At 67.6% G+C, this 23,655-nt stretch carries 21 protein-coding genes, 1 tRNA gene and 1 pseudogene; 7 read left to right on the top strand and 16 right to left on the bottom strand.

The window, feature by feature from the left end; genetic code table 11:
- Window positions 1-40: 40 nt before the first annotated feature.
- Window positions 41-691, bottom strand: a complete 651-nt coding sequence (gene pth / locus A3CU_RS0115535; protein WP_084143286.1) for an aminoacyl-tRNA hydrolase — start codon at window positions 689-691, stop codon at window positions 41-43.
- A 10-nt stretch (window positions 692-701) separates the two neighbouring features.
- The gene (locus tag A3CU_RS0115530) at window positions 702-1,292 is read right to left on the bottom strand and encodes a 50S ribosomal protein L25/general stress protein Ctc (RefSeq protein ID WP_027943079.1); all 591 of its coding nucleotides are present in this window, start codon (window positions 1,290-1,292) and stop codon (window positions 702-704) included.
- A 621-nt stretch (window positions 1,293-1,913) separates the two neighbouring features.
- Here A3CU_RS0115530 and A3CU_RS0115525 point away from each other — a divergent pair.
- Complete coding sequence (locus A3CU_RS0115525) at window positions 1,914-2,117, top strand: hypothetical protein (RefSeq protein ID WP_027943078.1); 204 nt, start codon at window positions 1,914-1,916, stop codon at window positions 2,115-2,117.
- Window positions 2,118-2,236: 119 nt separating this feature from the next.
- Here A3CU_RS0115525 and A3CU_RS0115520 read toward each other — a convergent pair whose 3' ends face one another.
- The 5 genes from A3CU_RS0115520 to A3CU_RS0115505 form a co-directional block, all read right to left on the bottom strand.
- Window positions 2,237-3,217 carry a ribose-phosphate diphosphokinase gene (locus A3CU_RS0115520; protein ID WP_027943077.1) on the bottom strand — a complete coding sequence of 327 codons (981 nt, stop codon included), beginning with the start codon at window positions 3,215-3,217 and terminating at the stop codon, window positions 2,237-2,239.
- Entirely contained in the window at window positions 3,207-4,718 is a 1,512-nt protein-coding gene (gene glmU / locus A3CU_RS44925) for a bifunctional UDP-N-acetylglucosamine diphosphorylase/glucosamine-1-phosphate N-acetyltransferase GlmU (protein ID WP_052371751.1), read from the bottom strand. Before glmU ends, A3CU_RS0115520 begins: the two co-directional genes overlap by 11 nt.
- A 23-nt stretch (window positions 4,719-4,741) precedes the next feature.
- Window positions 4,742-4,891 carry a hypothetical protein gene (locus A3CU_RS52430; RefSeq protein ID WP_156960386.1) on the bottom strand — a complete coding sequence of 50 codons (150 nt, stop codon included), beginning with the start codon at window positions 4,889-4,891 and terminating at the stop codon, window positions 4,742-4,744.
- Between the two features lie 11 nt (window positions 4,892-4,902).
- Entirely contained in the window at window positions 4,903-6,477 is a 1,575-nt protein-coding gene (locus A3CU_RS0115510; protein ID WP_156960390.1) for a GGDEF domain-containing protein, read from the bottom strand.
- Between the two features lie 187 nt (window positions 6,478-6,664).
- Window positions 6,665-6,736, bottom strand: a tRNA-Gln gene (locus A3CU_RS0115505).
- Window positions 6,737-6,954: 218 nt separating this feature from the next.
- On the opposite strand from A3CU_RS0115505, the gene A3CU_RS0115500 reads away from it, so the two are divergent.
- Together A3CU_RS0115500 and A3CU_RS0115495 are read left to right on the top strand one after the other, a co-directional pair.
- Window positions 6,955-7,899, top strand: coding sequence for an acyl-CoA desaturase (locus tag A3CU_RS0115500; RefSeq protein ID WP_027943075.1), 945 nt, complete (start codon window positions 6,955-6,957; stop codon window positions 7,897-7,899).
- Window positions 7,900-8,098: 199 nt separating this feature from the next.
- Window positions 8,099-8,692, top strand: a complete 594-nt coding sequence (locus A3CU_RS0115495; RefSeq protein ID WP_027943074.1) for a TetR/AcrR family transcriptional regulator — start codon at window positions 8,099-8,101, stop codon at window positions 8,690-8,692.
- 360 nt (window positions 8,693-9,052) lie between these two features.
- On the opposite strand, the gene A3CU_RS0115485 is transcribed toward A3CU_RS0115495, so the two are convergent.
- Window positions 9,053-9,607, bottom strand: coding sequence for a MarR family winged helix-turn-helix transcriptional regulator (locus A3CU_RS0115485; RefSeq protein WP_027943073.1), 555 nt, complete (start codon window positions 9,605-9,607; stop codon window positions 9,053-9,055).
- A gap of 30 nt (window positions 9,608-9,637) precedes the next feature.
- Here A3CU_RS0115485 and A3CU_RS0115480 point away from each other — a divergent pair, with 30 nt between their 5' ends.
- On the top strand, window positions 9,638-10,366 hold the full coding sequence (locus tag A3CU_RS0115480; RefSeq protein ID WP_027943072.1) for an SDR family NAD(P)-dependent oxidoreductase: 729 nt from the start codon (window positions 9,638-9,640) through the stop codon (window positions 10,364-10,366).
- Between the two features lie 244 nt (window positions 10,367-10,610).
- Window positions 10,611-10,829: a hypothetical protein gene (locus A3CU_RS0115475; protein WP_027943071.1), complete on the top strand. Its 219-nt coding sequence runs from the start codon at window positions 10,611-10,613 to the stop codon at window positions 10,827-10,829.
- A gap of 35 nt (window positions 10,830-10,864) precedes the next feature.
- Here A3CU_RS0115475 and A3CU_RS44920 read toward each other — a convergent pair whose 3' ends face one another.
- Window positions 10,865-11,668: a helix-turn-helix domain-containing protein gene (locus A3CU_RS44920; protein WP_043841212.1), complete on the bottom strand. Its 804-nt coding sequence runs from the start codon at window positions 11,666-11,668 to the stop codon at window positions 10,865-10,867.
- 218 nt (window positions 11,669-11,886) lie between these two features.
- Between A3CU_RS44920 and A3CU_RS0115465 the strand changes: the two genes are divergently transcribed.
- Both A3CU_RS0115465 and mfd read left to right on the top strand, forming a co-directional pair.
- Window positions 11,887-12,810, top strand: coding sequence for an LLM class flavin-dependent oxidoreductase (locus A3CU_RS0115465; RefSeq protein WP_027943070.1), 924 nt, complete (start codon window positions 11,887-11,889; stop codon window positions 12,808-12,810).
- 138 nt (window positions 12,811-12,948) lie between these two features.
- The gene (gene mfd, locus A3CU_RS0115460; protein ID WP_027943069.1) at window positions 12,949-16,494 is read left to right on the top strand and encodes a transcription-repair coupling factor; all 3,546 of its coding nucleotides are present in this window, start codon (window positions 12,949-12,951) and stop codon (window positions 16,492-16,494) included.
- Between the two features lie 95 nt (window positions 16,495-16,589).
- Here mfd and A3CU_RS0115455 read toward each other — a convergent pair whose 3' ends face one another.
- From A3CU_RS0115455 to A3CU_RS44910, 7 genes and pseudogenes are all read right to left on the bottom strand, one after another.
- Window positions 16,590-19,139, bottom strand: coding sequence for a sialidase family protein (locus A3CU_RS0115455; RefSeq protein ID WP_027943068.1), 2,550 nt, complete (start codon window positions 19,137-19,139; stop codon window positions 16,590-16,592).
- 848 nt (window positions 19,140-19,987) lie between these two features.
- Window positions 19,988-20,203 carry a hypothetical protein gene (locus A3CU_RS54455; RefSeq protein WP_245617098.1) on the bottom strand — a complete coding sequence of 72 codons (216 nt, stop codon included), beginning with the start codon at window positions 20,201-20,203 and terminating at the stop codon, window positions 19,988-19,990.
- A gap of 13 nt (window positions 20,204-20,216) precedes the next feature.
- Window positions 20,217-20,273 (bottom strand): annotated as a pseudogene (locus A3CU_RS55605) (hypothetical protein); the annotation flags it as partial.
- 85 nt (window positions 20,274-20,358) lie between these two features.
- On the bottom strand, window positions 20,359-21,081 hold the full coding sequence (locus tag A3CU_RS0115445; RefSeq protein ID WP_027943067.1) for an ESX secretion-associated protein EspG: 723 nt from the start codon (window positions 21,079-21,081) through the stop codon (window positions 20,359-20,361).
- A gap of 9 nt (window positions 21,082-21,090) precedes the next feature.
- Window positions 21,091-22,329, bottom strand: a complete 1,239-nt coding sequence (locus A3CU_RS0115440; protein ID WP_027943066.1) for a hypothetical protein — start codon at window positions 22,327-22,329, stop codon at window positions 21,091-21,093.
- Window positions 22,330-22,374: 45 nt separating this feature from the next.
- The gene (locus A3CU_RS0115435; RefSeq protein WP_084143285.1) at window positions 22,375-22,968 is read right to left on the bottom strand and encodes a DUF3558 domain-containing protein; all 594 of its coding nucleotides are present in this window, start codon (window positions 22,966-22,968) and stop codon (window positions 22,375-22,377) included.
- Between the two features lie 51 nt (window positions 22,969-23,019).
- Window positions 23,020-23,571 (bottom strand): hypothetical protein, encoded by a 552-nt coding sequence (locus tag A3CU_RS44910; protein ID WP_156960384.1) that lies wholly within the window; start codon window positions 23,569-23,571, stop codon window positions 23,020-23,022.
- Between the last annotated feature and the right edge of the window lie 84 nt (window positions 23,572-23,655).

Genomic DNA, 23,655 nt, shown 5'->3' with positions numbered 1-23,655 from the left:
GTACGGGCGAGACTTGATACGCGTGTGAGTGAATATTTTCTCACTGCGCGTGGAAGGCGTTCTGCGCTGCCGTCAGTCCCTTGCCGACCAGCGCTTCGACGGCGTCCGCGCAGCTGTCCACTTCGAGCGCGAGTTCCTTGCGCTCCACGCTGGAGAAGTCCTTGAGCACGAAATCGGCGGGATCCTGCCGGCCGGGCGGCCGGCCGATACCGAAGCGCACCCGGAAGTAGTCCTTGGTGCCTAGCGACTTGGTGATCGAACGGAGCCCGTTGTGGCCGTTGTCGCCACCACCGAGCTTCAGCCTGATCGCGCCGAAGGGCAGGTCCAGCTCGTCGTGGACGACGACGATGCCGCTGGGGTCGATCTTGAAGAACTTGGCGGTGCCGGCGACCGGCCCGCCGGAGAGGTTCATGAACGAGCGTGGCTTCGCCAGCACCACCCGCCGGCCGGCCAGGCGCCCCTCCAGGACCTCCGCCCCGGCCCGGTGCGCCTTGAACTTCCCGCCGACGCGGGCGGCCAGCTCGTCCAGCACCATGAAACCGGCGTTGTGCCGGTTCCCGGCATAGCGCGGCCCGGGGTTGCCGAGGCCGACGAGCAGCACCTGCTCGCCGGCCCCGGGAAGAAAGGGGGTCTGAGGGCTTGCCCCCAGCCTGGGTGTGGGGGTTGAACCCCCACAAGGCACCGCAGTCATGCCGCTCGAGTTACTCGGTCTCGTCCGCCGCCTCGGCCGACTCCTCGGTCTCGGCCGCGGTCGGTGCCTCGTTGACGCCCAGCACCAGGGCTTCGCCATCGGTCAGCAGGGCCGCGCCGCGGGGCAGGGTGATCTGCGCGGCGAGGATCTGCGTGCCGGGGGCGGCGCCTTCGATCGAGACCTCGACCTGCTCGGGGATGTGCAGCGCCTCGGCCTCGACCGAGATCGTGTCCAGCTCCTGGTGCACCAGGGTGCCCGGGCCGGGCTCGCCGGTGACCACCACGGGCACGTCCACCGCGACGCGCTCACCGCGCTGGACGACGAGCAGGTCGACGTGCTCGATGTAGTTCTTGAGCGGGTGCACGGTGATCGTCTTCGTCAGCGCCAGCTGGCTGGTCTCGTCCACGTCCAGGGTGAGCACGGCGTTGCTGCCGTTCTCCCGGATGACCCGGGCGAACTCGATCGCCGGGAGAGCCAGATGGCGCGGGTCGCTGCCGTGGCCGTACAGCACGGCCGGGATCTTTCCGGCGCGGCGGGTACGGCGCGCGGCGCCCTTGCCGAACTCGGTGCGCGGCTCGACGGACAAACGTACCTCGGACACGGTTTTGCTCCTTCAAAGCTGATGACTGCGAATCAGGCGGGCGGTGCCCGGCGGCGGCGAGTTCCGCGGACGTGCGCAGCGCGGGGCCACTCGAGCCGCCGCGTCGATCACGCCGGGTACCTCAGATACGTGGAACCCGCCTCGCCGAGACAACCTATCCAGTTTAGGAAACCGCTCGGACCCGGGTCGCGGTGGGTAGCCGAGGAGCCGCAGACACCCGGACAGCGGCACAAGTGAACCGGGACAGCCGATTGCACTGCGTAAAAACAGGGTTACCGTGAATCACATGACCGATCGGCGCGCTCGCTCACCAGGCCCCGCCGGGCAGCTGATCCGGAGGAGGCTGGTCCGCGGGGGCGTAGCCGAGGCCACGCTCCCGCCTCCCCGGAAAACGTCGGCCCGGTGGTGAAAAGCCGTGGGGGCGCGGTTCGCCGATCTCGCCGCCCGCGTCCTCACGGCCCGACTTCCGGCTTTCTCGGGGTGAAATCTTCCATCGATGGGTCGTAATTTCCCCGGCAAGGGTTGTCGGTCCTGCCTGGAGGGCCGTAAGAATCACGATCAACGACCGTTTCCCCCGGTCGAGGAGGTCAGTACCGTTCGCCCACGGCCCGAGGAGGCCACGTGAGAGTCGCTTGGTCGACGCGGCGCACCGGCGTGCTCGCGGTCGCTTCGTTCACGGCACCAGCAAACTCCCACACTGTCACGGCCGTGTATGGCGAGGACCCCGATAACGCGCCCGACGGGTTCACCGCGGGCCGCCACGACATCAGCGCCATCGGCGGTGGCACCCGCGATGTGCCGGCTCGACCGGCACGCTGGCACTGAACGTCGTGATCAGCCGAGGTATCAGCGGCTATGTGGTCGGGCCCGGGTATGTCACGGGCCCGACCATGGTCGCGCCAGGGACCGGCGATCCTGGCGATGCGTGAACCGGTGACGACGCGTCAGGCGTGGCCGTCGAAGAGGCTGGTCACCGAGCCGTCCTCGAAGACCTGCTGGATCGCCTCGGCCAGCATCGGCGCGATGGACAGCACGGTCAGCCGGGCGAACCGCTTCTCCGGCGGGATCGGCAGCGAGTTGGTGACGATCACCTCGCGGGCCTTGCAGTTCGACAGCCGCTCGGTGGCCGGGTCGGACAGGATGCCGTGCGTCGTCGCGATGACCACGTCCGCCGCGCCCTCCTCCAGCAGCGCGTCGGTGGCCTTCACGATCGTGCCGCCGGTGTCGATCATGTCGTCGACCAGCACACACAGCTTGCCCTCTACCTGGCCCACCACCCGGTTGGCCACCGCCTGGTTGGGCTTGTCGGGGTCCCGGGTCTTGTGGATGAAGGCGATCGGCCGGTCGCCGAGCTGCTGTGCCCACTTCTCCGCCAGCCGCACCCGGCCGGAGTCCGGCGAGACCACCGCGATGTCGGCGCCACCGTAGGTCTTCTTGATGTGCTCGGCGAGCAGGCTCTGCGCGAACAGGTGGTCCACCGGGCCGTCGAAGAATCCCTGGATCTGGGCGGTGTGCAGGTCCACGGTCATGATCCGGTCGGCGCCGGCGGTCTTGAACAGGTCGGCGATCAGCCGCGCCGAGATCGGTTCGCGCCCCTTGTGCTTCTTGTCCTGGCGGGCGTACGGGTAGAACGGCATCACCACGGTGATCCGCTTGGCGCTCGCCCGCTTCAGGGCGTCCACCATGATCAGCTGTTCCATCACCCACTCGTTGATCGGTGTGGTGTGGCTCTGGATCACGAACGCGTCGGTGCCGCGTACGGATTCCTCGAACCGCACGAACAGCTCGCCGTTGGCGAACGTGTGCGCGGTCTGCGGGGTGATCGTCACGTTGAGGTGCTTGGCGACCTCTTCCGCGAGCTCCCGGTGTGCGCGGCCGGAGAAGAGCATCAAGTTCTTCTTCGGCGTGCCGGACTTAGGACTCATCTGACGGCTCCCGCTCGGTTTCTCCTGCGCTTGGAGCGTGGCCGTGGCCACGCTGTTCCGCGCTGTCCTTCTCCTGCGCGGCGAGTGCTGCCTCCGCCGCAGGGGTACCCGGCCTTCGCCGGGCCACCCAGCCTTCGATGTTTCGCTGCGGTCCAGTGGACACCGCCAGCGCCCCCGGCGGCACGTCGCGCCGCACCACGGTACCTGCCCCGGTATACGCGCCGTCCCCGACGGAGACGGGCGCCACGAACATGTTGTCCGAGCCGGTCCGCACATGGGAACCGATCGTGGTGTGGCTCTTGGCCACCCCGTCGTAGTTGACGAAGACGCTGGACGCGCCGATGTTGCTGTACTCGCCGATCGTCGCGTCGCCGACGTAGGTCAGGTGCGGCACCTTGGTGCCGGTGCCGATCTCGGCGTTCTTCGTCTCCACGAACGTGCCGATCTTGCCCCGCTCGCCGAGCCGGGTACCCGGCCGGAGGTAGGCGAACGGCCCGACGACGGCCCCGTCGCCGATCATCGCGTCGATGCCGTGGGCGCGGATCACGCGGGCCCCGGCGCCGACCTCGACGTTGGTCAGCGTGCAGTCCGGGCCGATCACCGCGCCCTCGCCGACCGAGGTGGTGCCCTTGAGCTGCACCCCGGGCTCCAGCGTGACGTCACGGGCGAGGGTGACGGCGGCGTCCACCCAGGTCGTCGCCGGGTCCGTGATCGTCACGCCGGCCAGCTGCCACCGGCGCAGGATCCGCCGGTTGAGCTCGGCGCCGACCGCGGCCAGCTGCACCCGGTCGTTGATCCCCTCGGTGAGCCATGGGTCGTCGACGACCAGCGCGCCCACCTCGAGACCGTCGGCGCAGGCGTTGGTGAGCACGTCGGTGACGTAAAGCTCGCCCTGCGCGTTGTCGGTGGACAGCCTGGTGAGTCCCTCGACGAGCACGGCGGCGTCGAACGCGTAGACGCCGGAATTGATCTCCGTGATGTCGAGCTGTTCGGGCGTGGCGTCGCGCTGCTCGACGATCCCGGTCACCGCGCCCTCCGCGTCCCGGAGGATGCGCCCGTAGCCGGTCGGGTCCTCGACGACGGCCGTCAGCACCGTCACCGCGTGGCCGCCACCCCGGTGCTCGGCCAGCAGCGCGGACAGCGTTTCGGTGTCCAGCAGCGGTACGTCTCCGTAGCTCACGACGACGGTCCCGTGCAATGGCTGCGGCAGCACCTCCAGCGCGCACGCGACCGCATGCCCGGTGCCCTGCCGCGCCTGCTGCACGGCCGTGCCGACCGGCTTGCCCAGCTCCCCGCCGAGGTGTTCGAGGTGCTCGGTAACCGCCTCGCGCCCGTGCCCGACGACCACGACCAGGTGGTCCGGCCGCAGCCCGGCAGCGGCCCGCACCGCGTGCTCCACCAGCGGTCTGCCGGCGATCGGGTGCAGCACCTTCGGGGTCGCAGAACGCATCCTCTTGCCCTCGCCCGCAGCGAGGACCACTGTGCTCAGCAAGCCGGTCACTGTGTTTCCCGCGATCTGCGCGCTCACGCGATCACGCCGCCAGGGCGTGACAGCCGGGTGAATGTGCATTTTGGCAGGTAGGACGCCCTGCCGTCGTGATAGCGTACGCCTTCGGCGATGGCGCGCTCAGTTGTCACCGCGGTGCCGCCACTCACTTCGCTATTGCCGGTCACGGCGCTCGATCCTACGGGTGCTCTTCAGCCTCCGGCGCCGGGTCGGTCTCCGGCGGCGCGACGGGTTGTTCGGGCGGGGCCGAGCTGGTCGTGGCGACCTGGTTGCCGCCACGGCGTTTCGCCTGGTACATCGCGGCGTCGGCGCGTGAGAGCACCTGGTCCGCGCGCTCCTGCGGGCGCAGTGAGACCAGGCCGACCGAAAGCGTCACGCCGTGGGAAAGGTGAATCGGCAGCGATGCCACGGCGGAGACCGCGCGGCCCAGTGCCTGCTTGGCCGCCGAGACCGGTGCGCCCGGCAGGAGCGCCACGAATTCGTCACCGCCGTAACGGGCAACCAGGTCGTCACCACGCAGCGCGTCGCGCAGGGTGCTCGCCACCACGCGCAGGACGTCGTCGCCCTCGGCGTGCGAGTGTTCGTCGTTGACGCCCTTGAACCGGTCCAGGTCGATCAGCGCCACCGCGAGCGGCTGGGCGGTCGTCTTGGCCGACAGGGCGCGCAGGTGCTCGTCCAGCGCCCGCCGGTTCGGTAGCCCGGTGAGCGGGTCCTGCAGCGCCTGCTGGCTGATCGCGCCGTGCTGCGCGGACAACCGCTCGTGCTCGCGCCGCGTGTTGAGCGTCGCGATCTGCGACTCCCGCATGGACCACAGCTCGGCCTCGAGCGCGGTGATGTAGTCGACCATCGAGCTGGCCGCCCCGTGCTCGCCGTCGCTGTCGAGGCGGGCCAGCTCGCGCATCAGGTTGAGCCGCATGGTCGTCGCCGAGTAGTCCTCGCCGAGGCTGGCCCGGGTCGCGTTCAGCACCTTGAGCGCCTCCGCGCGCTGCCCCGCGTGATCGTGGCAGCGCGCCAGCGCGATGGCGATGATGACCTGCTCGTGCGGGAACCGGGGCTCGGCGGTCAGCTGCTCCAGGCGCTCGATGTGGGCGGCGTCCGGGGCGGCCAGGGCGAGCGCGGCGGCGAGCACGCCGATCTGGTCCACGGCCGGGACGCCCATCTTGCGCGGGAACAGCGACTCGGCGAACGGGGCCTCCACCGCGATCGCCATCGACGCGGCCGTGGTGAACTTCGCCGCGGCCTCGCTGTGCCGGTCGACCCGTTCCAGCCGCAGGCCCCAGCCCAGCAGCATCTTGACCCGGTTGATCAGCTGGAGCGTGATGTCGTGCGGGCCGGCGGACTCCCGGTTCGCCCGGTGTGCTCTGGCAATCACCTCCTCCGCCGCCTCGTAGACGCCGAGCTGGTTGAGCACCAGCCAGCAGTCGATGAGCGCGGCGGCCTGCATCTTGGCCCACTCGCGGCGGGACATCTGCATGTCCTGGCCGGCCATGTCGTCCAGGATCGCCAGCGCCCTGGCGATCTCGGTGAGCGCCGCGTCCTCCTGCCCGGTCAGGACGAGCAGGCGGCCCCGCAACGCGTGCGCGTCGGCCCGGTACAGCGAGAGACCGTGACGACGGGAGTGCGCGAGTATCTCGTCGAGCAGGGGTTCGGACTCGGCGGCCATCGGCGCCACGACCAGCCGGGCCACCGCGGTCGCGCGAAGCAACTGGGCGACGAGCACCGGTTCACCGCGGCGCTGCGCCTCTTCGAGCATCTCGTCCAGCGTGCTCGCGATCTCCCGCTGCTCGGCCGGGTTGGTGTGCTGGACGGTCGCGACCAGTTCGCGGGACCGCCCGACGAGCCAGGCGTCCGAGAGGTCCGCCAGCGCGGGACGCCTGCTCGTCTGTTCCCTTTCGCCTAGCACCGGACCCCCTCGCCTGGTCGGGCACGTTTTGTAGCTGCTCCGCCGCCAGGATTCGAACCTGAACTGTCAGAACCAAAATCTGAAGTGCTGCCAATTACACTACGGCGGATCGTGCCTGGTCAGGATACCGATCACGAAATCGGCCGTGCCGGGTGGGTTCACCGGCTTCCGGCAGGCCGCGCGACACCTGGTCAGGTGAGTGGGCGCGGTCCGAACTCGCGCTGACTCTCCCCAGGGCGGCAAACCTCCTGTACCGTAAGTTACGCAAGCGTAGGTTACGAGGTGGTCCTTGCCTACGGCGCCGATTTCCAGGAAGAAGTGTTGTGCATGACGGCTACCCTCGAATCACCGGTAAAGAAAGGCCCCAAGCCGATCACCAGCGGCCAACGGCCCGCTTCCGTGCAGCTCTCGGTTTACCTCGGTGTGTCGCTGCCGCTGGTGGCGCTGATCGCCGCGGTGCCTTTCGCCTGGGGCTGGGGGCTCGGTTGGACCGACGTCGCGCTGTTCGTGGTGTTCTACGGACTCAGCGGTCTCGGGATCACGGTGGCCTACCACCGTTACTTCACGCATGGCTCGTTCAAGGCCAAGCGGTGGTTGCGGGTGGCGCTGGCGATCGCGGGCAGTATCGCGGTGCAGGGCCCGGTGATCACGTGGGTTGCGGACCACCGTCGTCACCACGCGTTCTCCGACCGTGACGGCGACCCGCACTCGCCGTGGCTCTACGGGACGTCACCGCTGGCCATCGCGAAGGGCTTCTGGCACGCCCACATGGGGTGGCTGTTCGAGCGTGACCGCACCAACGTCGAACGGTTCGCCCCCGATCTGCTCAAGGACCGGGCGATCCAGGTGGTGGACAAGCTGTTCTGGCTGTGGACCCTGCTGTCGCTGGTGGTGCCGGGGCTGCTCGGCGGGCTCATCACGTGGTCGTGGTGGGGCGCGGTGACCGGGTTCTTCTGGGCCGGGCTGGTGCGGGTCTGCGTGCTGCACCACGTGACCTGGTCGGTCAACTCGATCTGTCACATGATCGGCGAGCGCCCGTTCGCCGCGCGCGACAAGTCCGCGAACTTCTGGCCGCTGGCGATCCTGTCCTTCGGCGAGTCCTGGCACAACCTGCACCACGCCGACCCCACCTCGGCCCGGCACGGGGTCAAGCGCGGGCAGATCGACATTTCGGCCCGGGTACTCTGGCTGTTCGAGAAGCTCGGCTGGATTTACGACGTCCGTTGGCCCACCCCATCGCGGCTGGCCCGCCTGGCGCGAGAAGAGGCTTGACCGCTTGTGGCAGGCCGCGGCCATCGAAGCGACCATGGAGCGCGCCTCGGTTTTCCGGCGACGGACTGGTGATCCTCACCGCGTTCGGCCCGGGCGGTACGCGTCGCAGTAGTCTCCGATGATGGCTGCGGCGAGGAGGCGTGGGAAACGTGAGACGGTTACCGGGGCACGGCCGGCGGCCCCGGTGACCCGGGTCCGGATGACCGGGGCGGAGCGCCGTCAACAGCTGGTGACCGTGGCACGGTCGCTGTTCGCGGAGAAGGGCTTCGAGGGGACATCCATCGAGGAGATCGCCAACCGCGCCAACGTGTCGAAACCCGTGGTGTACGAGCACTTCGGCGGCAAGGAGGGCATTTACGCCGTCGTCGTGGACCGCGAGACGCAGACCCTGCTGGACCGCATGGTGTCCACTTTGCACGGTGGACATCCGCGGGCCATGCTGGAGCAGGCCGCGAGCGCGCTGCTCGGCTATGTCGAGGAATCGCACGAAGGGTTCCGGATCCTGGTGCGCGACTCGCCGGTCGCCAGCTCCACCGGCACCTTCTCCACCCTGCTCAACGACATCGCCGGGCAGGTCGAGCACATCCTGGGCCAGCAGTTTTCCGCCCGCGGCTACGACGAAAAGCTCGCCGCGCTCTATGCGCAGGCGCTGGTCGGCATGGTCGCGCTGACCGGACAGTGGTGGCTGGACGCCCGCAAGCCCAAGCGTGACGAGGTGGTCGCCCACCTGGTCAATTTGGCCTGGAACGGCCTGTCCCACCTGGAACACAAGCCCCAGCTGCGGCTGAACTGAGCACTTCGAACCCGGCGTGTGTATAACGCGCGGATGGCTCCCGGCGTGTCCCCGCTTCAGGAAGCCGAGTTCCCGCTTCAGGCGGGCGAGTTGCGGGTTCAGGAAGCTGAGTTCCCGCTTCAGGCGAGTGAGTTGCGGGTTCAGGAAGCTGAGTTCCCGCTTCAGGCGAGTGAGTTGCGGGTTCGCCGGCCGAACTGACTGACTGCCGCGCGAGTCCCACCTTCCCGTCGTGTGAGTCCCACATTCCGGTCGACCGGAATGCGGAACTCGCGCTACCGGAACGTGGGACTCGCGCGTCGGGAGTGTGGGACACGCGTTACGGGAGTGTGGGACTCGCGCGTCGGGAACGGGGGACTCGCGCTACGGGAGTGGGGGACTCGCGGTGTGGTGGGCGCGCGCGGTGAGGTCCGAGAGCAGGATGCGGAGCAGGTCCGACAGCTGAGCCCGCTGCTCGGTCGAGAGCGCGGAGAGTAGCTCCTCCTCGTGACGCAGCAGGTCGTCGACGGTGCGTTCGACTTCGGCGTGCCCGGCCGCGGTGAGCTCGACGAGCACGCCGCGGCCGTCCTCGGGCGAACGCAGGCGGCGTACGAGGCCCGCGCGTTCGCAGCGCGCCACGCGTTGTGAGACGGCGCCGGCGCTGACGAGGCTTCGCCGCGCGAGTTCGCTCGGCGGCAACCGGTACGGCGGGCCCGCCCGGCGCAGCGTCGACAGCAGGTCGCGGGTACCCACGTCCATGCCGAGTCGCAGCATCGTTTCGCGTCGATCGTCTTCGAGGAGTTTCGCCAGCCGCCAGATGCGCGTGATCACGCCGATCGACGCAACCGGCGTACCGGGACGCTCGCGTGCCCAGGCGGCGGCGATGGCGTCTGCTTCGTCACTTGACGGTGTTTCCGCGGCGCCTGTACCGTCCATCATGAAAGTACTTTAGCAGTAAAGGACATGGGCATGACAATGCCAAGACAAGTGGTGGTGACCGGCGGTGGCACCGGGATCGGTTACGCGGTCGCCGCGAAGTTCGCCGCGACGGGCGATCATGTGACGATCACCGGACGCCGGGAGAAGGTGCTTGCCGAAGCGGCTTCGTCACTGGGGGTCCAATATGTCGCGTTCGACGCATCGGATCCCGCCGCGGTCACCGGTGCCCTGGCCGATTTGCCCGATCGCGTTGACGTACTGGTCAACAATGCCGGTGGAAATACCGACATCGGTGGGGCGAACGCCACCGGAGACCTCGCTGCGATGGCCGATGCCTGGACGGCTAACTTTCGGGCGAATGTGCTTTCCGCCGTTTTGGTGACCAACGCGCTAATTCCACGGTTTCCTGATAACGCGCGGATCGTCACGATTGGTTCGATCGCCGCCCCGCAGGGCAGCGGGTCATACGGTGCGGCCAAGGCGGCCGTCGAATCGTGGACGGCGGGACTCTCGCGTGACCTCGGGCCGCGCGGCATCACCGCGAACGTGGTCGCTCCCGGCCTGATCGAGGGCACCGAGTTCTTCCGTGGCACCCTCACCGACGAGCGGCGCGCCACCCTGATCGCGAACACTCGTAACAAGCGGGCCGGAACCGTGGCGGATCTCGCGGAAACCGTGGCGTTTCTGGCCAGCCCGGGGGCCGGTCACCTCACCGGGCAGGTCGTGCATCTCAACGGCGGAGCGCACCTCGGTCGCTGATTACCGCGAAAGGGAATTCGGCGCCGCGTCCGGCCGCTGCTCAGCCATTTTCGGCCGCTATTTCACTCGGACGGGCGCTGCGCTGACCCTCCGGCACCAGGAATGCAGCGAACGTGCACCATTCGTGCACTGTCCCAAACCGGCATGGGCTCATACTCTCCGTAATATGCTTGGTCCTCAACGTTGTTCAGGACGGGAGCTGGATACCTGTGTTCTGAACAATTCGGGAGGTGTATGCGCAACGATGAACGAGATGACCACGGCCCTGGTCACCGCGTTGAAGGCGGTGAACCATCAGGTTCCCTGCATTATCGACGCCCTTGTGACGGACACCTTGCCGGCGGGAAAGCAGCGGGAGTTCGGTGGCCTTCTGATCGCTCTCGGCGAGCTGCTCAAGGAATATGCCGACGCCGCGGGTGGTGCGCCGATTCCCCGGCGGGGACCGGCTATGCCGCTCAAATAGCTCAAATGGTGAAAATTGATCAAACAGGCAGCCACTCAGGTGACGGCCGCTTGGCGCCCGGCCGAAATGGCCGGCGAAGATGCGCCCAGCGCGGCCGCGGTCTCGGCGTCGGCAGGTAGGAAGGTTTCCAGCCGCAGCTCGGAGATGGTGACGTCCACCGCGGTGGTGAACGTCGTGATGGCCGTGATCAGCCGCAACTCGCCGTGCGAACTCCGCAGCCTCATCGGCACGGCGAAGCCGAGATGCTCCTCGCCGAGGGCCCGCGGCCTCGGCAGGTATCCCTCCAACTCGGCGAGCATCGCCACGTGCCGCTCATGCGGCGCCCGTGCGTGTTCCTGACGAGGCCGCTCCAGCACGTGCTGCGCCCAGTCGTCGAAGTTGATGATCCGGGGTGCCATACCGCGCGGATGCAGCGCCAACCGGAGCACGTTCACCGGTGGCCCCAACAGTTCCGGCGCCACGCCTTCGGTGAGAACGTTGAAACCGTCGTTGGCGGCGACGAGATCGCTGAAGGCGTTCACGACGATCGCCGGGTACGGCCGATGCCCGTCCAGCAGTCGGCGCAGCCCGTCGAGCACCGGTCGTAGCGAGGGGTCGTCGAGCCTGGTTTCCGGGTAGCTCGGCGCGTACCCGGCCATGCGCAGCAACGCGTTGCGCTCCCGTAACGGCAAGCGCAGCGACTCCGCGATCCGCACCACGATCCCGCGCCCCGGGGCCGAGCGGCCGTTCTCCAGGAAGCTCACGTGCCGTTGAGTCGTCCCGGCGCGTAACGCGAGTTCCAGTTGGGAGAGGCGCCGCTGCACCCGCCATTCCCGGAGCGCGGCAGGAAAGTCGTTCACACGGTCATTATCGGAACGTGTGCGGGTAGCCGGGCCGTGGCATCCGTTGCCGGCTGCCGGTGGGCGGCGATGGCGGCCTGCCTCCCCATCCCCGTGCAGCGTTGTTCGGCGTTACCTGGCTGCTCATCTCGCGTTTTGAACAGCGTTCCGCAGTCTTCTCATGGCTATTCCCTGGCGGGAATTGAAGATATGACCTGCGCTCGACGAGCCTTGATCTCATGAGCTACGGACTACTTCTTCCCTCCGGCCAGGCCCAGTTGCAGGCCGGCGGTTCCGCATCCGGACTCGTCGACGTCGCCGTGCGCGCCGAGCGCCTCGGCTTCGACTCCGTGTGGGCGGGTGACTCGATGGTGCGGGCCCGGATCGAGCCGCTGACTCTGCTGACCGCGATCGCGCAGGCCACCGAGCGCCTCACCGTCGGTACCGCGCTCCTGATGCCCTACCGGCACCCGGTGCACACCGCGCTCGTCCTCTCATCCATCGACCAGCTCTCGCGCGGACGGCTCGTCGTCGGCGTCGGAGCGGGCTTTCCGGGCTTCAGCGAGCAGGAACTGGCCGTGGCGGGCGTGCCGTTCCGCCGCAGGTTCTCGTATGTGGACGACACCGTCACGCTGTGGCGTGAACTGTGGAGCGGACAGCCGGAGTCGTTTCACGGCAAGGTGCTGCACTACGACTGGTTGCCGGAGGTGCCGCGACCGGACCGGCCCGGCGGTCCACCGATCTGGCTCGGCGGAATCACCCCCTCGGCGCTGGAGCGCACGGGGCGGCTCTACGACGGCTGGCTGCCCTACCCACCCGATCCGGCCGACTACGCCACCGCGCTCGCGAGGATCCGGGAGGTGGCCGGCGATCGCCCGGTGAAGCCCGCGCTGTTCGCCACGGTCCACCTCGACGACGACATCGCGCGGGGGCGCGCTGCGCTGGACGAGTACTGCGCGGCCACCTACCGCATGCCGCTCGATCAGGTCGAACAGATCCAGGTGATGATGACCGGGCCGGACGTTGCCGACCAGATCGGCCGCTTTCTCGACGCCGGCGCGCAGGACGTACTGATCCGGATCGGGGCCCTCGAGCCCGCCGGCTTCGAGAAGCAGCTCACAGGAGTCGCGGAATTACTGTCTCACCTTCGACGTAGGGTGTAGGGGAGAGCTTCTGGCCCATCCACCAGAGCGGCGGGGGCCTGGGGGCTCCCCCCAGCCGGGGGTGTGGGGGCAGAGCCCCCACAAAGCAGAGTCTGTCTTCATGTGCGCGAGGGGTGTCTTCTTGTGACCGACGGCGTGTTGTCTTCTCTGCTGTCCTCAGTGCTCGGCGAAGCGACGCTGCGCGGGATCGTCGACCGCGCCGGAGCGCCGCTGCTCGAGCTGGAGGGCGCGACCACGACCCGTCAGCTCGTGGTCGCCGCGCTGGCCGACGGCGCCTCGCGGCCGGTGTTGGCGGTCACCGCCACCGGACGCGAGGCCGACGAGCTCACCGCCGCGCTGGAGAGCCTGCTGGGACCCCACGCGGTCGCCGGGTTCCCGTCCTGGGAAACGCTGCCGCACGAACGCCTCTCGCCCCGCGCCGACACCGTCGGCCGCCGGCTCGACGTGTTGCGCCGCCTGCGCGGACAGGACGCGCCCAAGGTGGTCGTCGCGACCGTGCGCAGCCTGATCCAGCCGATGGCGCCCGGGCTCGGCTCGCTGTCCCCGATCGATTTGGTGCTCGGCGAGGAGCACGAGTTCGAGGGCGTGCTCGACCGGCTCGTCGAACTCGCCTACACCCGCGTCGACATGGTCGAGAAGCGCGGCGAGTTCGCGGTCCGGGGCGGGATTCTCGACGTGTTCCCGCCCACCGCCGACCACCCGTACCGGGTCGAGTTCTGGGGCGACGAGGTGAGCGAGATCCGCGCGTTCGCGGTCGCCGACCAGCGGTCGCTGCCGGGCGAGATCAAGGCCGTGCACGCCCCTCCGTGCCGCGAGTTGCTGCTCACCCCGGATGTGAAGGCGCGTGCCGGCGAACTGGCACAGATGCACACCGCCGACGCGCACCTGGCCGAGATGTTCACCAAACTCGCCGACGGGATCCCGTGCGAAGGCATGGAAGCGCTCATTCCCGTGCTGTGCGAGGGCGAGTTGGAGCTGCTCACCGATGCGATGCCGGAGGGCACGCACGTGGTGCTCGCCGACCCGGAGAAGATCCGTGCCCGCGCGCACGACCTGGTGCGCACCGGGCAGGAGTTCCTGGAGGCGTCCTGGCTGACCGCGGCGGACGGCGGCCGGGCGCCGGTCGACCTCGGCGCGTCCGCCTACCGGGACCTGGCCGAGGTGGCCAAGCACGCGGGTGAGACGAACCGGCCGTGGTGGACGCTTTCCCAGCTGACCAGCGAGGACGGCGACGTCTTCCGGATCGAGGTCGAGGCCGCGCCGAGCTACCGCGGCGATTTCGCCCGGGCCGCCGCCGACCTGCGCGCCCACCTGGCCACCGGCGGCTCCGCGGTGCTGGTCGTCCTGGGCCACGGGACCGCCGAGCGGGCCGTCGAGCAGCTGACCGGCGCCGACGTCCCGGCGCGGCTGGCCGACGCGGACTTCGCGCCCGCGGGCGGCGTGGTGCTGGTCGCCTGCGGCGGGCTCACCGAAGGGTTCGTCGCGCCGGAGCTGGGCCTGGTCGTGCTCACCGAGGCGGACCTGACCGGGCGCGGCGCGACCGCGGCGGCGTCCACAAGGGACCTCGGCACCAAGATGCCGTCCCGGCGGCGCAACGCGGTCGACCCGCTGGCGCTCAAACCGGGCGACTATGTGGTGCACGACCAGCACGGCATCGGCCGGTTCGTGGAAATGGTGCAGCGCACGGTCGCCGGGGCGACGCGCGAGTACCTGCTGCTGGAGTACGCGTCGTCCAAACGCGGGCATCCCGGAGACCGGCTGTATGTGCCGACCGATCAGCTGGACGAGGTTTCTCGTTACGTGGGCGGGGAATTGCCGACGCTGAACAAGCTCGGCGGCTCCGACTGGAAGAACACGAAGGCCAAGGCCCGCAAGGCGGTCAAGGAGATCGCCGCGGAACTGGTCCAGCTCTACGCGGCGCGGCAGGCCGCGCCCGGGCACCCGTTCGGCGCCGACTCGCCGTGGCAGCGTGAGCTGGAGGACGCGTTCCCGTTCATCGAGACCACCGACCAGCTCGCCGCGATCGACGAGGTCAAGGCCGACATGGAGCGCGGCGTCCCGATGGACCGGGTGATCTGCGGCGACGTCGGCTACGGCAAGACCGAGATCGCGGTGCGGGCGGCGTTCAAGGCGGTGCAGGACGGCAAGCAGGTCGCCGTGCTGGTGCCCACCACGCTGCTGGCCCAGCAGCACCTGAACACCTTCACCGAGCGCATGCACTCGTTCCCGGTCACCATCCAGGGGCTGTCCCGGTTCACCGCGAAGTCCGAAGTGGACACCGTGCTGGCCGGGCTGGCGGACGGCGAGGTCGACATCGTGATCGGCACGCACCGCTTGCTGCAGACCGGCGTGCGCTACAAGGACCTCGGTCTGGTCATTGTGGACGAGGAGCAGCGGTTCGGCGTCGAGCACAAGGAACACATCAAGGCGCTGCGTACCCACGTCGACGTGCTCACCATGTCCGCCACGCCCATTCCGCGCACCCTGGAGATGTCGCTGGCCGGGATCCGGGAGATGTCCACGATCCTCACCCCGCCCGAGGACCGGCACCCGATCCTCACCTATGTCGGGGCCTACGACGAAAAGCAGGTGGCCGCCGCGATCCGCCGCGAGTTGCTGCGCGACGGCCAGGTTTTCTACGTGCACAACCGGGTTTCCTCGATCGAGAAGGCCGCGCGGCGGCTGCGTGAGCTGATACCCGAGGCGCGGGTGGTCACCGCGCACGGGCAGATGAACGAGGAGCGGCTGGAAAAGATCATCCAGGGTTTCTGGGAACGCGAATACGACGTGCTGGTGTGCACGACGATCGTGGAGACCGGTCTGGACATCTCCAACGCGAACACGCTCATCGTGGAGCGGGGCGACCTGCTCGGTCTGGCTCAGCTGCACCAGTTGCGCGGCCGGGTCGGCCGCGGCCGCGAGCGCGGGTACGCGTATTTCCTTTATCCGCCGGAGGTTCCGCTCACCGAGACCGCGCACGACCGGCTCGCCACCATCGCCCAGAACACCGAGCTCGGCGCGGGTATGGCCGTGGCGATGAAGGACCTGGAAATCCGCGGCGCCGGGAACATCCTCGGTGCCGAGCAGTCCGGGCACATCGCGGGCGTCGGCTTCGACCTGTATGTGCGGCTGGTCGGCGAAGCCGTGGACGTCTTCCGGCGGCACGCGGGCGCCGAACCGGTCGAGGAGGAGGCGGAACTGCGCGAGGTGCGGGTCGACCTGCCGGTGGACGCGCACATCCCGTACGACTACGTGCCCGGCGAGCGGCTGCGCCTGGAGGCGTACCGCAAGATCGCTTCGGCGCTGGACGCGGAAGGGCTGCGCGCCGTCGAGGAGGAGCTGATCGACCGCTACGGCCAGCCGCCCGCCCCGGTACGCCGCCTGCTCGCGGTCGCCGCGTTCCGGCACGTCTGCCGCACGGCGGGGGTGACGGAGGTTTCCACACAGGGCAACACCATCCGGTTCGCGCCGCTGCCGCTGGCCGACTCGCAGCAGGTGCGGCTCAAGCGGTTGTACCCCAAGGCCATATTCAAGGCGGTCACCAACACGGTTTCGGTGCCGAAGCCCACCGAGGGGCCCGCGGGCGGCCGGATCGGGGCGCCCGCACTGCGCGACGAGCCGCTGCTGGAGTGGTGCACGAAGCTGCTGACCAACCTCACGAAGAAGCCGGCTGCGGTCAGTTGAGGTCGTAGCGGAGTTCGTCGCGGATCGTCCGAGGCGGCTAGATGCGGCCCCTCCGTCGTATCCAGGCTCGTTCGTCGCCGTATAGCAGCATCTCCTTAGCCCAGACCGCCTCCTACCTCGAGCCATTGGGGGAGGAACGCGCTGTCGAGAACGGCCTGGTTAAGCAGGACATACCCGGTGACAGCGTCTTTGATGAACACGAACAGTCGGTTGCCGATGGCCAGTGCCGAGGGCGCGGCATCGGCTTGCACACTGTTCTGCACCTCGTACCAATAGTCGTCGAACAGGCCGCCCAGTACGGCCATATTGACAAGGACGAGTCCGGTCAGAGCGTCCTTGATGAACACGAACACCCGGTCGCCGACGGCGACAGCCGCCGGCGCGGCATTGGTTTTCTGGCTCGGAAACGCCGCTATGGCACTCAACTCGTTGCCCTGGACCTCGAACCAGCCGCTGAACGCGTCATCGAGCTTGGCTTGGTTGACCAACACGCGTTCGTCGAGATCTACCGCGAAGGTGAATATGCGGTCGCGGACCGCGACACTCCCTGGCCCGAGGCCGGTCTTGAGGTGCAGGTATGCGCCAAACACCCCGCGGCCGTACAGACCTGCAACGATGTTCTTATTCGTCTGATGGAATTGCAGTCCTTTGACGTCGGTGTCGGGCAATCCGCCGGCCATCTGCTGCCAGTCCAATTTCCCGTTCCTTTCGGTGGACGTCCAGACGCCCACCGATGTGGCAGCGAACAAGGTCGGCTCGCGGTCACCTGTGTCTGATCGCAGCTCCATGGCGTACACCCGGAGTCCGCCCCCATCGCCTGCGAGGTTGCTTTGGAGCTCACTCCACGTGGCGCCGCCATCCCCGCTGCGCCAGATCGCGCCCTGGTCCGTCGCAGCGTAGACGCGCGTTTGGCTGTGGGGATCGGTCACGATTGAGACTATTGTCCCGTGCCAGTCGGTTCCCGGATTGACCTCCGGCCAGTTACCGGCGAGGCCTCCACCGTTTGTCGTTCGGAACAGGCGTCCATTTTTGTAGGCGGCAAAGATCGTTTGGCTGCTCATGTCGCTCCCCGCCCGCCCGTAAGCGACCGCGCTAATTTGATCCCCAGGCTGTCCGAGTGGAGGGCTGATCGTCCTCCACTGATCCCCCCTGGTCACCGTCTCGTGAACCCGATCCAACCCGACGCATATCCGTCCGGAGTCGAAGGTGTGGAATGCAAAGCTCGCGTAATCAGGGACGTTCTGGGGATTGGGAACGCTCTTGTCCACCCAGGTGTGCCCGCCGTCATCCGAGCGCGAAAAGAACTTGACGTCGGAGTTACCGGTCGAGTAGACGTAGCGCCCGTCGTACGGATCGAACCGAACCGGTCCTTTGTCATCACTTTCGGTGGGAATACTGACGTGAGTCCAGGAGTTGCGCTCGCGCACGGCCACTCCGTTGTCCTGGCTCCCCTCGGCGAGCACATTCGGATAGGTGGGGTGCATTCCGACGCCGTTGACCAGGATCGTTTGCAGGCTCGGGGTGTTCAGGCTTTGCCAGATACCCGGTCCCGGAGTACCGTCCGGGCGGGGTTGGAACCGGTTGATCCCTCCGTCGTTACCGTTGTAGACGTCTCCGGCCACGAAACACCAGGCGTGATGGTCGGTGTGCGGCCTTGAGCCGTCCACTCCGTTATCTATTGACACCCATGTTCCGGTCGCGAACAGTCGCTGCCATAAGCCCAAGCTGTGGTTCGTGACGCCACCCATGTAGAGATCGTTTCCGGGGGACATGGCCATGGCGAATCCGCTGTCAACCTGGATCATGCTGTTGCGCGTATTGGGGAGCCCCCGCGCCGCGGGCTCCCATGTGTCACCGACTAGTTCGAAGATGTTGAGAATGTCCCAGACGGGAGGGTCGTGAGTGGGGTCGAACCATCCGACAGCAGCAAACGCGGGACGGCCCCCGATAAAAGTGGGATTCTGAGGGGCATTCGTTACGGGCGCGACCCAGCCGATCTCGGATTGCGATCGCCGTCGCCCTAGGCGGTCGATCAGCGGTGCGAACGTCATCGGAGCCCACGACGCACCCTTGTCGTCGCTCTTCCAGACCGTGCTCGCGTCAGGATTCGTGCCGCTGTTGTCCTTGACGCCCGCGTACAGCACCAGGCGTCCATCGCGAATGCTGGAGTCGAATCCCGTGATGGTGATATCGGCAGGCAGGCCATTCTGCGAGATGAGCCAACCGTTGCCGCCGTCGGTGCTCTTGCGAATTACGAATTCGGTTTTTGTCGCCGCGTCGAACCCGCCGCTGGCGTAGACGGTGTTGCCGGTAGGGTCAGTCGGGTCAACGAAGATCTGCCCGATTCCGGGCGCGGGTTCCTCATGCGGCGCGAAGTCCAGCAGCCCCCAGGTGTCGCCGCCGTTTGTGGACTTGAGCATGTACCCCCGGGCGTACTCGCCGGCCAGACTCTGCGGGTCGCCAGTGCCCGCGTAGATGGTTCGCGGATTCCACGGATCCACGGCGAGCGCTCCAACATTCAGTAGGTTTTGCCCATGCTGCGGTGAGACGTTGGGCCAGCGGTCGGTCAACGGGGTCCAGGTGGGTGAGGCCGCGGCGAAGTCGGTGCTGCGCCAGACCCCGCCACCGTTGGTTCCTATGTACATGGCAGGATGATTCGCGCCGTCGTAGTTGGGTGAGGCTGCGATACACCACACCCTGCCGGATACGCCGCCCGTTGCGCCTGGGAAGCTCTGTATGGGGGCAGGGCCCAGGGGAATCCACGTTACGAGCTGGTTATCCATTGGTGAACCCTTTCATCGGCCGTAATCGACGGTGGTGCGCGTGCGGCTGGATGGACCTCCGTATACCTACGCCCCGCTGCTGGGATCGCTGTTGATAGTCCTGCAGTCTGGGAATGTCCTTTGCTGCACAGCTAAACGGTCAGGTGCTCCGTCGTTCCCGCATCAACGCGCGGGGTTGATGGGGGCGAGACTAGTCGCTTCGATGGCGTAGTTAATAAGCTTCGTTTCTGGGGTGCACGGCCTTGTCGGTCTCCGCGGCGACTCGTCACGAGCGTTCATGGCTCTCACTCCCCGAAGGAGGCCACTTCCTGAAGAACACGCTGATCGATGGTCTTCGAGGAAGGCTTCCCCTCGTCCACGCACCGAGGCTGCGCGGCCACCACCGCCGCATGCAACGGACTTTCGTCCCTCTTATCGAGATCGCGAGTGAACTATTTGCTCCTGTGAATAGGATACAGTTCTGCAAAGCAAGCACCGTCACGTCGTGGTTCGTTGGCGTAATCGACCGGACGGAGCTGTCCCGACCTGGGGTTACCCCATTGCACCGCTCACGTGATGTTGCGGGCAAATCCTGGCTGCTGACGAGTGACGGATCCACTTTACGTGGGCTGTTCCGAGGTGGTCACCGCATCAGCTGCCGGTAGCCGGGTTCAGTCGCTCCCAGTAGAACCGGTACGCCTTGCGGTCCGCTAAGGAGGCGCCGTCGGCGTTCAGCGCGCGAGCCCGGCCGGGTAGCGAGCGCCGCGCGGGAGCGCAATATCGGTCTCGAACGGGATCGCGTCGGTCAGGTCGTGATGCGCGAGCGCACTGGTCAAGCACCTTGTCGCAGGTGCCCGCACCGCGGTCGCTGCCGCCAGCGAGGCGCAAGCGGGGTCTACAGCGTCCGGGGCGTAGGTAGACGCCGCGGCCGACGCGCTCGATCTCACCGGCTGCGAGCATGTCGTAGACTTGGTCCTTGCGTACTCCAGCCGCTCGGGCATCGTCGAGCGTGAACACGGGGTGCCAGGTCGATCATTGCCAACACGTCACCTCCTATCCGTCTACACGTCGAGCGCACCTGTACGCGGTTAGGAGTGCGCGGTCAGTTGAGGTCGTAGCGGAGTTCGTCGAGACGGTGGGCCACGTCGTCCGCGCCGGCGGGCTCGAACTTCAGCAGCTCGTCGTCGTACTGGGGCTGGACCATCAACAGCCAGCGTCCCTCCTCGATGTCGTACACGCGTAGCGGGGACTTGCTGCTGCGGTGGTGGCCGTCGCGGTCGCGGACTTCGGCGTAGAACTCGGCGACCGCCATCGTGCGTGCCGCGGCGATGCTCTCGGCTTTGGTCACCGCCCGGGTCGGACGGGGCGCGCCGAACCGTTCCGAGCGTGCGGCGAGAATCTCGCTGCGCAGCACGTTGAACGGCGGATTCGGGCTCTTCCGCGCTGCTTGGGGTAGCACGGCGGCGAGCACCGAGCTGAGATGGTCCTGCCAGAACGTGCGGAGGAACACCTCGTCGTTTTCCTTCACCGCGATCAACCCGAACCTAGGGTCGGCGGCGACGAGCGTGCTGAGGTGCACATCGTTGATCAGGTCGCTGGACCAGCCGTAGCGGGCTTCCGGTGGAGTGCTGAGCAGTTTCGCGACATCGGCCGGACTCGGCTCGCCACGGTTGCGGGTGCCGCGCGGAACGGGTTTCGCGGCCGGCTCGTCCTCGCGCCACACGGGTTGCGGCGCGAGGACGATGTGCAGTTCGTTTCCCGTTTCGTTGGCTACCAGCGCGGCGAGTTCGTCGATGTGAAACCGCTCGGGGTCGTCGAACCACATTCGCCGCTGTTACCCGATGACGGGTGGAGTGACGGGCAGTCCGGTGACGGGGTCGACGAGCCGTTCGCCCTCGGCGGTGAGCTGGAAGGCTTCGTCATCGTCCAAAATGTACTTGCGCTGGTGCTCGGCGTCCTCTTCACCGTTGCCCTTGCCGCCGTGCGCGCCACCCATGCCACTGGCACCCGGCCTGCCCGCGGCGCCGGCCGGCGCCGACCCGGCGCGCCCGGCGGAGCCGCCGCCGGGTCCGTTCGGCGAGCCGGGCGCCCCGGCGCCGACCCGGTTTCCCGCGCCGATTCCCTTTTCCCCGGGTGCGCCGCCGTAGAGCCGATCCGCGCCTCGCCCGGCGGAGCCGCCGCCGGGGCCCCCTCCTGGTCCGCCACGGGGCGATCCGGTGCCACTGCGGTAGCCGTCGGTGGTGTCCGGGCCGAGCGTGCCGGAGACGGGTGGCCAGCCGTCGAGCCCGCCGCGTGGGGGGCCGCCGTTGGGGCCCGAAATCGGGCCGGGGAAGCTCGGGGTTCGGGTGACGGGCGGGGGAACGTATCCCTGGGCGCTGGTGTTCTGGTTGGGCGGCAGGCCGAACTGGGGCGTGCCCGTCCCGGCTGGTGGGCTGTAACCACCGCCGCCCGGGGCGTAGCCGCCGCCGCCAGGGCCGTGCCCGGTCGCCCCGCCACCGCCGCCGGGGATGGTGGCCGCTCCGCCGCCGCCCACCGAGGGGGCCGACGAGGGGCTCGTCATGGAGACGTTGAGGGCGCCGGGGTCGAGGTTTCCGTAGGACGACGGCATCCGGGCACCGTTGTCGTTGCTGGTCGTGGTCCAGCCGTCCATCGCTTGCACGTTTTGTCGCCCGGCAGCCAGCGATTCTTCGACCTTGGTTTGGTAGGTCGTGTTGGCTGAGCCCATGGTGATGACGGTGTCCACGAACGACGGAGCCTTCGGGACCTCCGGCACCGGAACGACCCGGTTCTTGGTGTCGTAGAACGCCTGCGATTGAGCGTCGATTAGCTGTGACGCCTCCACCATATGCATCGCGGCCTTGTCGTGGGCTATCGAGAGTCGGGCGGCGCTCCCCTGCGCAGCCTGCGAGGCGTCCCCCGACCAGCCTTCTTCCATCGACGCGGCCAGCGACGTGATCTGCTGGGCACGGTCCTGGTATGTGGACATCACCTTGACCAGGTGGACTTGTGCTTGGGTGAGGTCACCGGGACCTTTCGCGTTTATGAAATTGTCGTAGATCTGCTGCGCCGACATGGAGTTTTCGAAGCCATCTTGACCCAACGCCGCCGTCGTCATCTCCTACCCCCTCTTGATGGTCTCCACCACGGCGTTCGCCGCTTTGCCGGCGCCCTTGCAGAGATCAGTGTTCTTCGGCCCATCGTTTGACACGGTGAAGAAGACCTGATTGTTGACCCCGACCGACAGTTGACACCGACCATTTTGGCGGTCGTCTGAGATGTCCTGGTACACAGCCGGGTAGTTATCGACTGTGGCTGGCTCGAAATAACCATCGCCATAGCCAACCGTAGCCTGCAAGTTGTACAGGTTCTGCAGGCCATTATTTGCCTCGGGAACGATGTAAGTGACCCCTATTTCCCATTCGGAGTTAGAGCCGTACTTCCAGGTGCAGCTCTCACCTGATTCGATGTTGACCCGTTTGCCTTGCGAACTGATGGTGAGATTGGCTGCTTGGGCCGAGGTGATGCTGAGACATGGGTCGGCCATGAACTTGGACACGTCCAGCGGATTGGTGATCGCCGGTACGGTGTTGGCACCACCGGTCGCGCTCGGCGTGGCGCTTGAAGCGGTATTGCCAGTGGCGGGCGCGCTGCTGCTTGGGGTCGGGGTGCCGCCTCCGTTCTGCGTGCAGGCGCTCACCGCCAACATTGCCATACAGACGATTGCCGCGCTCGTGGCGGTCTTTCCCCTGAGCAAACTGACCTCCTACGAGTTGAGCTTGCTGCCGTCCGTGGCGCTTCCTGCGCTGGACAGTCCCTTGCCGGTGTCCTCGTCGTGTTCGACATAGGTTCCGTTGGCCTTGTGAAGTGCATCAAGCCATGCCAGGGCGTATTGCTGCATCGCTTGGTTGTGCTGCATGGCAGCCTTGATCGAGTTTCGAGTTGCCTCGGCGTTCTTCAATGCGGGTCTGTCTGGCGATGGGGGGTTCGAGCTTTGAAAGGCGGCCTCCAACTGCAACCGGTCCGCCCTGATGTCGTCAAGAACCTTTTGCCAGTCTTTGATGCGCTGGGCGATGGTCTCGGCGTCAAAGTGGTAGCCACTGCCGGATCCAGGTGTGGCCTGAGCGGGGGCCGGGTGGGTGGCCGACTGCATCGCGGCGGCCTCGCGCTTTAGGTGGGCCCGGGTGCGCTCCACCGCAGCCCTGGCCAGGGCCGCGCTTTGGGTCTGCTGGACCAGGTCGGCAGCTGAACCGCCCCAGCCGCCGATGTTGCCATCGAGCACGCCACTGATACGGCTTTGGTTAACTTCCCCGGCCAAGACGTCACTCCCCGTAGTCGTCTGTAAGCGCGTCAAGGAGTTTAGCGCGTCCTGTCGCGGTCGATCGCGGAATCGGGTAAATCG

It is taken from the genome of Amycolatopsis taiwanensis DSM 45107 (assembly GCF_000519205.1).
Classification (GTDB): domain Bacteria; phylum Actinomycetota; class Actinomycetes; order Mycobacteriales; family Pseudonocardiaceae; genus Amycolatopsis_E; species Amycolatopsis_E taiwanensis.
Note: the sequence above shows the minus strand (reverse complement) of the source record. Positions and strands in the feature narration are given on the sequence as shown.

Excerpts from the sequence above, each read along its gene's own strand:
- pth (WP_084143286.1), bottom strand. The coding sequence starts at position 691 with ATGACTGCGGTGCCTTGTGGGGGTTCAACCCCCACACCCAGGCTGGGG.
- A3CU_RS0115520 (WP_027943077.1), bottom strand. The coding sequence starts at position 3,217 with ATGAGTCCTAAGTCCGGCACGCCGAAGAAGAACTTGATGCTCTTCTCC.
- A3CU_RS0115510 (WP_156960390.1), bottom strand. The coding sequence starts at position 6,477 with ATGCTCGAAGAGGCGCAGCGCCGCGGTGAACCGGTGCTCGTCGCCCAG.
- A3CU_RS0115500 (WP_027943075.1), top strand. The coding sequence starts at position 6,955 with ATGACGGCTACCCTCGAATCACCGGTAAAGAAAGGCCCCAAGCCGATC.
- A3CU_RS0115495 (WP_027943074.1), top strand. The coding sequence starts at position 8,099 with ATGACCGGGGCGGAGCGCCGTCAACAGCTGGTGACCGTGGCACGGTCG.
- A3CU_RS0115485 (WP_027943073.1), bottom strand. The coding sequence starts at position 9,607 with ATGATGGACGGTACAGGCGCCGCGGAAACACCGTCAAGTGACGAAGCA.
- A3CU_RS0115480 (WP_027943072.1), top strand. The coding sequence starts at position 9,638 with ATGACAATGCCAAGACAAGTGGTGGTGACCGGCGGTGGCACCGGGATC.
- A3CU_RS0115475 (WP_027943071.1), top strand. The coding sequence starts at position 10,611 with ATGAACGAGATGACCACGGCCCTGGTCACCGCGTTGAAGGCGGTGAAC.
- A3CU_RS0115465 (WP_027943070.1), top strand. The coding sequence starts at position 11,887 with ATGAGCTACGGACTACTTCTTCCCTCCGGCCAGGCCCAGTTGCAGGCC.
- A3CU_RS0115455 (WP_027943068.1), bottom strand. The coding sequence starts at position 19,139 with ATGTACATAGGAACCAACGGTGGCGGGGTCTGGCGCAGCACCGACTTC.
- A3CU_RS0115445 (WP_027943067.1), bottom strand. The coding sequence starts at position 21,081 with ATGTGGTTCGACGACCCCGAGCGGTTTCACATCGACGAACTCGCCGCG.
- A3CU_RS0115440 (WP_027943066.1), bottom strand. The coding sequence starts at position 22,329 with ATGTCGGCGCAGCAGATCTACGACAATTTCATAAACGCGAAAGGTCCC.
- A3CU_RS0115435 (WP_084143285.1), bottom strand. The coding sequence starts at position 22,968 with ATGGCAATGTTGGCGGTGAGCGCCTGCACGCAGAACGGAGGCGGCACC.